Annotated in this window: 9 protein-coding genes; 7 read left to right on the top strand and 2 right to left on the bottom strand. The window is 61.5% G+C overall.

Annotation, left to right across the window (positions count from 1 at the left end; genetic code table 11):
- The first annotated feature begins 142 nt into the window (after positions 1-142).
- The gene (locus M0D68_RS34215; protein WP_256457395.1) at positions 143-1327 is read left to right on the top strand and encodes an ABC transporter substrate-binding protein; all 1185 of its coding nucleotides are present in this window, start codon (positions 143-145) and stop codon (positions 1325-1327) included.
- Positions 1328-1384: 57 nt separating this feature from the next.
- Positions 1385-2200, top strand: coding sequence for a VOC family protein (locus M0D68_RS34210; protein WP_200654019.1), 816 nt, complete (start codon positions 1385-1387; stop codon positions 2198-2200).
- A gap of 168 nt (positions 2201-2368) precedes the next feature.
- Here the strand turns inward: M0D68_RS34210 and M0D68_RS34205 are convergent, their stop codons facing one another.
- Positions 2369-4285 carry an FUSC family protein gene (locus M0D68_RS34205; protein ID WP_266226694.1) on the bottom strand — a complete coding sequence of 639 codons (1917 nt, stop codon included), beginning with the start codon at positions 4283-4285 and terminating at the stop codon, positions 2369-2371.
- 283 nt (positions 4286-4568) lie between these two features.
- The gene (locus M0D68_RS34200; RefSeq protein ID WP_266226692.1) at positions 4569-5393 is read right to left on the bottom strand and encodes a 2OG-Fe(II) oxygenase; all 825 of its coding nucleotides are present in this window, start codon (positions 5391-5393) and stop codon (positions 4569-4571) included.
- A gap of 227 nt (positions 5394-5620) precedes the next feature.
- On the opposite strand from M0D68_RS34200, the gene M0D68_RS34195 reads away from it, so the two are divergent.
- The 5 genes from M0D68_RS34195 to M0D68_RS34175 all read left to right on the top strand — a co-directional run bounded on the left by M0D68_RS34195 (position 5621) and on the right by M0D68_RS34175 (position 13178).
- Positions 5621-6463: a MaoC family dehydratase N-terminal domain-containing protein gene (locus M0D68_RS34195; protein WP_093635123.1), complete on the top strand. Its 843-nt coding sequence runs from the start codon at positions 5621-5623 to the stop codon at positions 6461-6463.
- A gap of 283 nt (positions 6464-6746) precedes the next feature.
- The gene (locus tag M0D68_RS34190; protein ID WP_200654023.1) at positions 6747-8246 is read left to right on the top strand and encodes an aldehyde dehydrogenase family protein; all 1500 of its coding nucleotides are present in this window, start codon (positions 6747-6749) and stop codon (positions 8244-8246) included.
- Positions 8247-8402: 156 nt separating this feature from the next.
- Complete coding sequence (locus M0D68_RS34185; protein WP_200619479.1) at positions 8403-9575, top strand: FAD-binding oxidoreductase; 1173 nt, start codon at positions 8403-8405, stop codon at positions 9573-9575.
- 123 nt (positions 9576-9698) lie between these two features.
- Positions 9699-10898, top strand: coding sequence for a PLP-dependent aminotransferase family protein (locus tag M0D68_RS34180; RefSeq protein WP_266226691.1), 1200 nt, complete (start codon positions 9699-9701; stop codon positions 10896-10898).
- Positions 10899-11387: 489 nt separating this feature from the next.
- Positions 11388-13178 carry a DUF2138 domain-containing protein gene (locus M0D68_RS34175; RefSeq protein ID WP_266226689.1) on the top strand — a complete coding sequence of 597 codons (1791 nt, stop codon included), beginning with the start codon at positions 11388-11390 and terminating at the stop codon, positions 13176-13178.
- Positions 13179-13244: the final 66 nt, after the last annotated feature.

Here is a 13244-nt window from a genome sequence, read left to right as displayed (position 1 = left end):
GCCCCGTTGTTATCAACAACCCTATGAACATTTTCTGTGGACAAGTGCCATGGCCGCATAACGTTATGCAAATCGCTTGGTTGCCCGAAGCCGGGGCAAATCCGACACTCACTCCAATCTCAAGCAAACCGAGCCTGGAGCCATGTCGAACACATCAAGCTTGCGCCCATCATGGGCCACTCACTTCGCGGCACTTCTGCTGCTGGCCGCATCGGCACTAACGACGACAACGGCCATCGCCGCGCCACCTTCGGGCGATCCGATCCTGATAGGCGTCAGCGGCCCGCTGACCGGCCAGAACGCTCAGTACGGCGCGCAATGGAAAGCTGGTTTCGATCTTGCATTGGATGAGATCAACAGCCACAACGGCATCAACGGCCGTCCGCTGAACTACGTCTTCGAAGACAGCCAGAGCGATCCACGCCAGTCCATCACGATCGCGCAGAAATTCGTCAACGACCCGCGCATCCTTATCGAACTCGGCGACTTCTCGAGTCCCGCTTCGATGGCAGCGTCGCCGATTTATCAGCATGCCGGCCTCGTGCAACTCGGCTTCACCAACTCGCATCCTGACTTCACCAAAGGCGGCGACTACATCTGGAGCCCATCGGTCAGCCAGGCCGACGCGCAGCCGCTGCTTGCCGACCTCGCCGTGAAAACGCTCGGCCTCAAGCGCATTGCCGTGCTCTATCTGAACACCGACTGGGGACGCACCAGCAAGGACGTCTTCGTCAAAGCCGCCAATGAACGCGGCGCGCAAGTCGTTGCGGCCGAAGGCTATCAGTCGGCCGAGAAAGATTTCCGCGCGACGCTAGTCCGCGTGAGCGCCGCGAACCCGGATGGCATCGTGCTGATCTCGTACTACTCCGACGGCGCGCAGATCGCCCGCCAGGCGAGAACTAGCGGCATCAACCTGCCGATTGCTGCGGCCAGTTCCGTGTATTCGCCGAAATTCCTCGAACTCGGCGGTGAGGCCGTCAATGGCGTGGCGACGAACACCAGCTTCTTCCCCGGTGAATCCGGGCCTGAAGTGCAAAGCTTCGTTAAACGCTTCGAGGCGAAATACCACCGCGAGCCGGACGCGTTCAACGCGTATGCGTATGACGCCGTCATCATCGCCGCCTATGCGCTGCGCGCCGGCGGTCCTGACCGCAAGGCCGTGCGCGATGCGCTGCCGAAGCTGCACGACATTCCGAGCGTCGTGTTCGGCAAGGCCAATTTTGATCCGGCGACGCGTCGTGTGATCGGCGTGAAAAACATCAACGTGGTGGTGAAGAACGATAAGTGGACGTTGCTTGAGAGTAAGGCGACGGTTGCGCAGAAGTAGGCGTTCCGCTAGCGGTCTTGCGCTCCGAACATTCACAACATTCACGACTTTTGCGCCATGAGCCTTTTACTCGACCACATTGTGATTCGCGTCCACGATCTGACGCAGACCATTGAAAACTTCACTGCGCTCGGTTTCACCGTGCAGCAAGGCGGCACCCATGCCGATGGCGTGACGCATAACGCGCTGATCGGTTTCGCGGACGGCAGTTACATCGAGCTGATCGCCTTTTTGCAGGCGGCGCCGCAACGTCGCTGGTGGGACGTGGGGCAGCGTCACGGCGATGGATTTGTTGATTACGCGTTGCTGCCGTCGAGCGTGGGCGCAGTAATCGATGCCGCTCATGGACGAGGTCTGCTATACGACGGTCCGCAGGCAGGTGGGCGTGTGCGTCCGGATGGCGCGCGGCTCGAGTGGCAGACCGGCCGGCCGCAAACCAGCGACTTGCCGTTCCTGTGCGGGGATATCACGCCGCGTCATCTGCGTGTCGCTGAGGGCGCGGTGCGTGAACATAAGAACGGCGTGCGAGGGGTGGCGAGTTTGACGGTCGCTGTGAATGATCTGACGGCGAGTTTGCAGCGGTATCGGGCGTTGCTCGGTATCGGTGAAGGGGAGACGCGGACGGTGGCTTTGCCGGGGCTGGGGGCGGTGTCGGCGACGGTGTCGATTGGTGATACGTCCGTTGTGTTGCTGAGCCCCGTGCACGTCGATGCCGCGAGCGTTACCGCCGAGGGCGCGGCGTTGCGCCGGCAATTGGCCACGCGTGGGGAAGGGGTGTTGGGTGTCGCTTTGCGCGCTGATGGTAAAGCACAGCCGCAGGTGCTCGACCGTGATCGCACGCATGGCGCGTGGTTCGAGATCACTGCGGGGTGAGGGGAATCGCTTTTCGGCGCGCAGCGCTTGGTAAGTTAAGTGGATCAAGCAGTTGGCGCTGTTGTGGGGTTGTTATCCACAGGCTTGCGAACATTTTCTGTGGACAAGTTCACAACAGCTGCTGGCCTTGAATACCGTGGGCAAACAAAATCCGAATTCCATCGCCGCTTAGGCGCTCCCATTCCTAAGCGCCCAATTGAACACGCTCCGCGTTCTGGTGGCCGGCTGTGTCAACCGATCAAACAACTGGGCGACGGCGCCATCGAGTTGAGCGAGCGCTGGTGCCTTTGCCGGATCGACATCAACGGCAGCAGTCATCGGCACGGGCCCTTCCAACTCGTCACGTGTAGTCACTGCTACGCCACCGTTGTACCTGGCGATCAACGAGTCCAGCCGCGCAACGATCGATTCCACATGCGCAGCGCTAACATTCGCCGCATTGAGCGACACATCTTCCGACGACGTGAGCCGCCGCGAAGGATCACTCAGCACTCGAGCCCAATGCAAGCAGCACAGCAGCGACCCGGTGGCAAGTTCAACGCCGGGATTCCACACCACCACCCGCTGTGTCTGCAGTGGTTTCAACGCGATCCGTAGATCATGCCAGGCTCGATCGAGCTTGCGCATGACCGACGCCGTCTCGGGCGCTTGAGCAGTCGAGCCAGCAAGCCGCACCACTTCGCGCAGTGCGCCAAGCACTGCTCCAAGCCTCGTCTCGACGTGCCGGGTCGCCGCAAGCGGCATCATCAAAATCGCGACCGCAAACGACACGAGGCAACCGACCAGTACTTCTTCGATCCGCAACTCGACCAGCGGTCCCATTGCGAAGCCCAACTCGCCGTAAACGAGCCCGACGAGCACGGTAATGAAAAACACCCCTGGCGCATACGCACTCAGGATGTAGTAAGCCCATCCGAATACGCACAGGATCATCGTGGCCACGAGCAACACGGACGAGTCGTGCAGCGGCGCGACGAGCAACACGCTGACTAACGCGCCCGCCAGCGTTCCGGCGAGGCGCTGTGCGCCGCGGTAGATCGTGTCAGCGCGTGATCGCGTGCCGAGAAACACCACAAACGTCGTGATGACCGCCCAGAACCAGCGCTCGGGAGACAGCGAGTGGCCGATCAGCATCGCGAGAAAGGCAGCGGTCGTGGCGCGCGTGGCGGGCAGCCAGCAGAGTTTGGCGCGCAAATCGGCAAGCCATGACGCGGCGGACTGAGCACTCGTAGCGCCAGCCGGTGAAGGCGAAGCGCCGCGCACATGGCCTTGATGCGCAATTTCCTTGAGCCGCACAATCGCGTGATGCAGCATGTCGGCGCGTGCATGAGCGCCGCCGTGCGCCGGCGCTGAAGCAAACGCATGCTGTCCCGCCGCCACTTCCACTTCGACGATTCGCTCGCGAATCGTCTCGGCGTCGGGCGGATTCAGCAACGTCAGTTGTTCTTCAAGCGAGAGCGCGGCTTCGTTCAGTGCTGACAGATGCACCGCGCTCGGTGCCGCGAGTACACGCGAGGCGCGCAACGTCACCGTATGAATGGCAAGCCGGAAGCTGGCAGCCGCACGCATCGGCACGATCACGCGGCCGACGAGCGTGACCATCAGCGGACCGAACGCGGACAGCAAGAGCGACTGCACAAGATGCAGGGCAGAAGGATGCAGATACAGCCCAAGATAGAAGCACACCACGCCCAGCATCGCGCAACCCAGCGCACGCGGACCGCAGGCCTGGACCAGCATGCCAACGAACATCACGACCAGGAAGCCCGCATCCCCAGTGAGCGGATAACGGCTCAGCACGCTCGCTGCGGCAAAGCACACGCAGGCGCAGAGATAAAGACAGAGAAGCGTGCCGAACCACGCAGGCCGCCGCGCATCGCGCACGAACAGCGGCGCCACCATCGCAAAGAGGATGCCGGGCGCGGCGAGGGTAATCGGCTGGTGATGAAAGACGGTCCACGCGATGCTGGCAATGCCGGTGAGCAGGCAGGCAAGCGCAACGCGCAGCGCGGTATGGAGACGCACGAGTCCCGGGTCCGCAACCAGCAGGCGGTCGGCAACGCGTGAAAACGCGGCAGCAATCATGATCGATGATATCCAGGCTAAATGGCCGCCACCGGCTTTTGGCCGATTGCGACAGGGCGGGCGTGCGAGCCCGCCACCTTCGTAGCGTCGAATAGGGCTGCCGTGCCGGGATCACCGGCTGGAAACCCCGTCCGACGACGGGCGATAACACTCGAACAGGCATGCCGGACGCGCTGCAAAGGGTGGCGCAGCGCATCCGGCGGGTTCGGGTTTTCCCGGATGATACCGGGTCAAAAATGCGGTTGTCGAATTTTTGCGGCAGCGCAGCAGTACTGGAGCGTAATCAGGTCGCGTCGTGGAAAATCACCCCGAGCGTGTGCCGGTGGCCCGAGCGCAGGCGGCTCACGCCGTGCCGCAGATTCACCCGATACACGCCGCGTGTGCCCTGCACCGGCCGGTGATGGACCGCAAACACCACGGCGTCGCCCTTGCCGAGCGGCACGACTTCCGTACGTGTCTGCATCCGCGGACGCTGCTCCGTCATGACGAACTCACCGCCCGTGAAATCCTGGCCTGGCTCCGAGAGCAGTATCGCGACCTGAAGCGGGAACACGTGCTCGCCGTATAGATCCTGATGCAGGCAGTTGAAGTCGTCCTTGGCGTATTGAAGAATCAGGGGCGTTGGACGCAGCTGGCCGGCGGCGTGACAGCGCTCGATAAATTCGCCGTGGGCGGCCGGATAGCGGACATCGATATTCATCGCCTCGTTCCAGCGATTCGCGACCGGCGCGAGGCGCGGATAGAGCTCGGCGCGCAAGTCGGCGACCAACGGCGGCAGCGGATACGCAAAGTACTTGTACTCACCACGACCGAAACCATGCCGTGCCATCACGACGCGGCTTCGGTACAGATCGTCGCGCGGATAGTTTGCGCTCAGCGCATCGCATTCCTGCGCACTGAGCAGATTGCGCAGCATCGCGCAGCCATATCCGTTCAGTTCTTCTTCGACATCGAACCAGTCGATCGCGTCGACGCGCTGCGTGAGCGGGCTGGTGACCTTGTCCGCCTTCAGTGCTGCCGTGTGTTTCCGCTTGGGCTCGAACCCCAGCTCCAGTTCCAACTCCGGCGAGTGCGACTGCGAGTGAAGAGCCTTCGCGACCATATTCATGAGCATTCTCCGTAAGGCGATTCATCAAACGATGACCGAGTGTAAGCACACGCTCACGGCCACGCACTCCGACTCTTGCTCTCCAATTCCCGTATCGTTATGGCGGCGCTCGAACCCTGCCCCGCAGGTTCGGAGGTATCGAAAACGCAATCCTCGCGAAACCTGACGCGAAGTTCGTAGTAAAACCTTATCTGGCCCACCAAACAGCGTATTCGGAGACTTTGCCCATGTCCGCCGCCCCAGAGAACCTCGATAGCTGGCTCGACAAAGAGGTCGTGATTGAGGACGACATCACCGCCTTTCCGCTGACGGCAATGGCCGCCACCCTGGACCGGGAAGAAAGCGGCGATACGGTGCCACCACTCTGGCACTGGCTGTACTTCCTGCCGGTCGCGCCGCTGTCGGATGCCGGTCCGGATGGTCATCCGAAGCGCGGTGACTTTCTGCCGCCGGTGCCGTTGCCGCGCCGCATGTGGGCCGGTGGCCGGCTGACGTTCCATGCGCCGCTCAAAATCGGCGAGCATGCGAGACGCACGTCGACCATCGCCAATATCGAAGACAAGACCGGCCGCTCGGGCCGTCTCGTGTTCGTGACGGTGCAGCACACGATTGAAGTTGGCGGTGAACTGAAGCTCGAAGAAGAGCACGACATTGTCTATCGCGATGCGCCGCAAGAGGGCGCCCGACCACCGCAAGCGGCACTCGCCCCCGAGGGCGAAACGTGGAGCCGTGCGATCGATGCGGACGCCGTGATGCTGTTTCGCTACTCGGCACTGACCTTCAATAGTCATCGCATTCACTACGACTACCCGTATGTGACCGAAGTGGAAGGCTATCCCGGGCTGATCGTGCATGGTCCGCTGATCGCGACGCTGCTGGTCGATCTGGTACGCCGTGAACAACCGGACGCGGTGGTGCAAAGCTTCGCGTACAAGGCGCTGCGGCCCACCTTCTCTGGTCAGGCTTTCACGGTATGCGGCAAACTTTCTGCCGACGGTAGGACCGTCGATCTGTGGGCCAAAGACCATGAAGGTTATCTGACGATGCGCGGTACGGCCGCGCTTGAGTAGGCAACCGGGATCAAAGCCAAAGCGAACGGGGATTGCTGGGGCGCGACAAGAATATTTCCAATAAGAAACGAGCCGCATCTGCCGAAGCGCCGCTAATTTGCCGCTAACCACGCGGGAATCAGTCCGCACAGGCTTGCCCCGTGTACCCTCGAATCAACCCCAGCAAGCCAACTCGCATGTCCAGGCACCCCGCCCCTGGGCAAATACCCTTGCCGCCACAAAATCCCGCGTGTATAGTTTCCGAACTTACTCTTGTTTCGCATCGGAAATTAAAGGGATTCTCATGGACGCTTCCACCATCCTCGCCGACCTCGGCATCGCCCACGCGGCGCAAGCCGGCGACATCGCGGTTCATTCGCCGATCACCGGCGAACTCATTGGCCGTGTGGCCAGCAACACGGTGGCGGAAGTCGACGCGGCCCTCGCCAATGCGAAAGAGGCGTACACCGCCTGGCGCAACGTCCCGGCGCCGCGCCGCGGCGAACTGGTGCGCCTGCTCGGCAATCGCCTGCGTGAAAAAAAGCACGCACTTGGCAGCATCATCACGCTCGAAACCGGCAAGATCCTGCAGGAAGGCTTGGGCGAAGTGCAGGAAATGATCGACATCTGCGACTTCGCGGTCGGTCTGTCGCGCCAGTTGTACGGTCTGACGATCGCCTCGGAACGCCCGGGCCATCGTATGGCTGAAACCTGGCATCCCATGGGTACGTGCGTCGTGATCTCGGCGTTCAACTTCCCGGCCGCAGTGTGGTCGTGGAATGCGGCGCTGGCGCTGGTGTGCGGCAATGCGGTGATCTGGAAGCCGTCGGAAAAGACACCGTTGACCGCGCTTGCCGTCAACCAGATCCTCAGCGAAGCATTGAAGGAATTCGGCGACGCGCCGGCCGGCCTGACCGCGCTGATCAACGGTGGCCGCGATGTCGGCGCGAAACTGGTGGCCGATCCGCGTGCATCGATCGTCAGCGCGACGGGCAGCACGGAAATGGGCCGCACGGTCGGCGTTGAAGTGGCGAAGCGCTTCGGTCGCTCGCTGCTCGAACTCGGCGGCAACAACGCGGGCATCGTCGCGCAAACGGCAGATCACGAACTCGCAATGCGCGGCATCCTGTTCTCGGCCGTGGGTACGGCTGGGCAGCGTTGCACGTCGCTGCGGCGTCTGTTCGTGCACGAAAGCGTGTACGACAAGACCATCGAACGTTTGAAGCAGTTGTACAGCAAGGTGCCGATCGGCAATCCGCTCGAAAAGGGCACGTTGATGGGGCCGCTGATCGACAAGCAATCGTACGCACGCATGCAGGAAGCGCTGCAGCAGGCTACGGCCGAAGGCGGCAAGGTGTTCGGCGGAGAGCGCGTCGAGGTGAAGGGCCATGAAGGCGGGTACTACGTGCGTCCGGCGATCGTCGAAATGCCGTCGCAAACGGCGGTGGTGCTGAAAGAAACCTTCGCTCCGATTCTCTACGTGCTGCGCTATTCGGATTTCGCGGATGCGGTCGATGCAAACAATGCAGCGGTGCACGGTTTGTCGTCGTGCGTGTTCACGACCGATCTGCGCGAAGCTGAACGTTTCCTGTCCGACTCGGGCAGCGACTGCGGCATCGCTAATGTGAACATCGGACCGAGCGGCGCGGAAATCGGCGGCGCGTTCGGTGGCGAGAAGGAAACCGGCGGCGGTCGTGAGTCGGGTTCGGATGCGTGGAAGGCCTACATGCGCCGCGCGACCAACACGGTCAACTACTCGTCGGCGTTGCCGCTCGCGCAGGGCATTGACTTCAATATCGACTGATCCCGCCAGTAGCACTACAGCGATAAAGCAATCGATCAGTAGAGCGTTCAGCAGAAAGCAGCGGCGCATTCATGCGCCGCTGTTCACAACTTCTTTCAGCAATTCGTTTGCGCCGCCCGCCGTTTCAGAGCGGCCACGCTACTCGTGGAGTAAGACGTGAGTTCCAAAGTCGTGATCGTCGGCGGTGGGGTGCTCGGCAGCTCGGTTGCGTATTTTCTGCAGCTTAATGATCCGTCGGTCAGCGTGACGGTGATCGAACGTGATCCGACGTATGCGCGTTCGTCGTCGGCATTATCGGCTGCATCCATTCGCCAGCAATTTTCTACACCGCTTTCCATTCAGATGTCGCTATTCGGCATCGAATTTCTGCGCTCGATCGGCGAGCGGCTCGAAATCGACGGCACGAAGCCCTCGATCGATCTGCACGAAGGCGGCTATCTGTTTCTCGCTACGCCCGCCGGTGAGGCGACTCTGCGTGAGAATCACGCGCTGCAAAAGCGGCTTGGCGCCGATATCAGTTTGCTCGACAAAGACGCATTGCAAGCGCGCTTTCCCTGGCTCAATACCGAAGACCTCGTTGCCGGCGCCTACGGCGAAAGCGGTGAAGGCTGGTTCGACGGTTACGGCCTCGTGCAGGCACTGCGCAAGAAAGCGCAAGCGCTCGGCGCGCGCTACATTGCCGCCGACGTCACCGCGCTGCATCGCGACGGCAAACACGTGACGCAAGTGCAAACCGCGGATGGCGAGGTCTACGCCTGCGATTTCGTAGTGAATGCAGCGGGCGCCTGGTCGCGCAAGGTTGCACAGATGGCCGGTATCGATCTTCCAGTGTTCGCACGGCGCCGCAGTATTTTCAATGTCACGTCGCCTGCGCGACTCGAACGGTGCCCATTGCTGATCGATCCGAGCGGCGTGTATTTCCGGCCTGAGGGCAACTCGTTCATCTGCGGTACGTCGCCGTCAGCGGATAACGATCCCGACGATTTGCCGCTCGACGAAGTCGATCACGCACTATTCGACGACGTGATCTGGCCGACGCTCGCGCATCGCGTACCGCAATTCGAGGCGCTGCGCGTGCAGAACTGCTGGTCCGGCTACTACGAATACAACGTGCTCGATCAGAACGCAATCATCGGCTACCACCCGGACGTCGATAACTGCATTTTTGCCAATGGCTTTAGCGGGCATGGTTTGCAACAAGGCCCGGCAACCGGCCGCGGCATCAGCGAATTGATTCTGCATGGCCGCTATACGACGCTCGATCTCGGTTCGCTGAGTTTCACGCGTGTGCTCGAAAACCGGCCGATCGTCGAGAAGAACGTGGTTTAGCCCGCGCGTTCGAGGTGATGCGGAAAACGCAATACGTAGTGCGTAGATATCGTTTGCCGCCCACCCGGACGATGGCCACAATCGACGCGGATCTTCCATCGATAAGATAAACGGCCCGTCACCATGTTCACGTTCAATCCTGCATTCGAAGCGCCGACTGGTTCGCCGATCCGCGAGCTGTTCAAGTATCTGGCGCAACCCGGCATGATTTCGTTTGCCGGCGGCTACCCGGCGAGCGATCTGTTCGATCGCGAGGGTCTGGATGCGGCCGCCGCGCGTGCGTCGCAGCAGCAGCCCACGCTCTGCCTGCAATATGGGCCGACTGATGGCCTCGCCGTCCTCAAGGACCAACTCGCGCTTTTGATGACGCGGCGCGGTACGCCTTGCACGCCGCAGGAATTGCTCGTCACGACCGGTTCGCAGCAAGGCCTTGATCTGCTGCTGCGAGTGATGGTCGCGCCGGGTGACGTGGTGCTGGTCGAACAGCCCGCCTATCCGGCGACCTTGCAGGCATTGAAGCTGCAAGAGGCGGACGTGGTGACGGTGCCGGTCGATCAGGATGGACTCGATGTCGCTGCGCTGGCCGCGTTGCTCGAAGCGGGAACATTAGCTCGGCCACCGAAGCTGCTCTACACCGTGCCGACTTTTGCCAATCCAACCGGCGCGACCTTGTCGCTCGAACGCCGCATGGCGTTGTTGAAGCTGGCGGCGCGTCACCATTTTCTGATCGTCGAAGACGATCCCTATGGCGACCTGCGTTTCAGCGGCGCGGCGTTGCCGTCGCTGCTCGCGTTGAGCGATCAGGTGCCCGGTTCACGCGACTGGGTCGTGCATTTTTCGAGTCTGTCGAAGATCGTCGCGCCGGGTTTGCGGGTCGGCTGGATGATCGCGCACTCGGAAATTTTGCGCCGCTGCGTGGTTGCCAAACAGACCGTCGACCTGTGCAGCTCGCCGTGGACCCAGGCGATCGCCGCCGAATATCTCGCGAGTGGAGCGCTGGAGCGTCATTTGCCGAGGATCATCGACGCCTATGCCGTGAAGTGCCGCGCGCTGTGCGACGCGTTGGATGAGCATCTGGGTGACGCCATCGCGTTTCATCGTCCTGCCGGCGGCATGTTCGTATGGGCGCGATTGAAGGGTGGGCAGAATGCGTCCGACACGCTGCGTGCCTGTATCGAGCGCAATGTCATGTTCGTGCCGGGCGTCGCGTTTTATAAAGACAATATCGATCTGACGGCACTGCGTCTGTCATTTGCAGCGCCCGGCGTTGCTGAAATCGAAACCGGCGTGCAGAGAATGAAGCAGGCGCTCGCACTGGTTTGATGACGGCTAACGCGGCTAACATAGTATTGGCGGTAAAGCAGTAAGGGCAATGCCTGAAATAACCCGGTGAGCACGTAGTGCGTAGCCGGGTTTTTTTATGCAGATGCTAAATCGCTGGGATTTAGCATAACCATCCCGATCCGGTAAAGCAGCATAAGGCCGCGCCTGGTCGGACTATGCTCGCAGGCCCATCTGTGGGCCGTTGAAGCCGGCAACGGGCGCAAGCGTTCCCGTCTGTGTATGCCGCCGCCTTCCGCCGCCGTTTAACTCAAGTCGTTGCTTCAGACGAGCGCGTTTTCAAAATATTTAATTTCGCTCGTTCAATATTTCCGTCAAACTCCTGAAACATGGCTGAATGTTAAATGGCGAGTACCGCTGGTTTTGGACTAAAAATATCGGTTATCATCGCTGCCTTCGGCGAATGATTTCGGTGAGTTAATTCATCGGCCATCCACGTTAATACCGTCGCATCGAACCAGAAAAAATCAGATGAAGATGTCGCGAAAAAAGATTGCAATCCTGGTAGTCGGTCTTCTGGTCGTGGCCGGCATCGTCATTCAGGCGGTGTGGCGTCCATTCGGGCATCGCAAAGCCTCCGGGACCAGCGAAATCGTGCTCGATATTCATCACCCGGATGCGGTGATCGACAGCGAAGCCCTCTCGCGTTTGCCACGCGATATCTTGCGTGTGCCGCTGTTACACGACGTGCTGACTCAAGACTTCGTCGACTATTACGAATCAAACGACACACGCTTGTCCACAGAAGGCGCGCTGCGCCGTCTCGCGTTCGAACATCAACTCGACTGGCGCGATGAACTGATCCGCCGCGTATTCGACGAACCCGCGCATGTGCTGCTGTGGCGCTCGCCGGACGGCCGCCTCGGTTACTGGGTGATGTCGATGCACCGTAACGGGCTGGCGAAGCTGCTGCAAGGCTTCGGCAACGTCGCCGCGAGCGACTCGCAGTTGAGCCAGGTCGCCAAACTCTCCGGCGATGTGCCGGTCTACGCGTTGAAGCTGGCGGTTGGCCGCACGATTCTGTTTGCAACGAAGGACGACCGCCTTGTCGTGATGTCCGCCCCGGGCGTGCTGCTCGACGCGAAAGGCAGCTTGCTGGGCGAGCGGGCCGACGCCGTGTCCGAGATGCTTTCTTCCGGCCGCGACGATGCGACGCGCGCCTATCAGCTGGACGCGCCGGGCGATGCGCCGAAGGGCCACCGGTTGGTGGTGTCGGCCAATTATTTGTCGTTTGGTTATCAGGCATTTTTCTCCGGCATCGACGCACTGCGATTCGATTTTTCGCCGAACGGCAGCGCTGCGGCGAACTGGCAGACTTCCGCTTTGATCGAGCCGGGCAAGTTGCCGCAGGCGTGGAATAGCGCCGACTTGTGGCGTGCCTTACCGGCCAATCCGGCAGCGTGCACGAGCTTGCCAGCGGACTGGAAAGAAGCCTCGGGCTTGTTGGGCAAGGTGGCCGATGTGGGCGCGGATGGCGCTTCTGCGATCGGCGATCAGCTCACTGGCCCCGCGGCCGTTTGCTGGTATGCGAAGTCCACATTGGTTGCGCCGGTGTTCGTCGCTCGCGTGAAGACACAGGACGCGACGAGCATCGCTGCGCTGCAGACCGCGCTCGGCAAGACCTTTGGCGACGTGATCGGCGCGTATGAGGCGAAGGCCGCCAAATCCGGTGATGCCGATTCGGGCTATCGTCGCTTGCCGGTCACGAAGCGTGACCAGGGCGCCGGCGTTACCGTGTGGCAACGGCCGGTCAGCGCGCTCTCCGGTACGGCGCTGTCCAGCAAGGCGTCGTTCGCCTCGCAACTGTCTGCAGAGCGCTATTTCCCCGTGATGCTTGCACTGGCGCACGGTTATCTGATTTTTTCTCCTGATTCACGTCTGGTCGACGACACGCTCGCCGTGCTCGACAAGCGGTATCCGGCGCTGGCCGATACGCTCGCGCCGCAGCGCCTGCCGCGCACGATTCTCACGCTGACACCTTCGTCCGCGGCTGCGTTGATCGAACGCGAAGCGGGCGCGGCCTTGCCGGCGGATCAGGAAGCGGTGTTCCGCAATGCGTCGCGCACGCACCTCGTGCCGAAGCTGCATGCGCTGGCACACTACCCGCCGGTTTCGTTGACGCTGCCGCAGAACTTGCCGGGGTCGACGGGTTGGGTCCCGGTGGAATGGTGGTTCGATCGCGCGAAGGCGGGTGCGGATCCCGCTGCCACCGCGGGAGTAGCAGACTCGCCTGCAGATCAGCCCGGCACCGAGGGCGACTAAGTGCGCCGCCTTCACGTCCCCGACGTGGCATTCGCGACGAATGTCCGCACGGCACGCCGCATCTGG

Source organism: Paraburkholderia sp. SEWSISQ10-3 4 (assembly GCF_030464785.1).
Classification (GTDB): domain Bacteria; phylum Pseudomonadota; class Gammaproteobacteria; order Burkholderiales; family Burkholderiaceae; genus Paraburkholderia; species Paraburkholderia aspalathi.
Note: the sequence above shows the minus strand (reverse complement) of the source record. Positions and strands in the feature narration are given on the sequence as shown.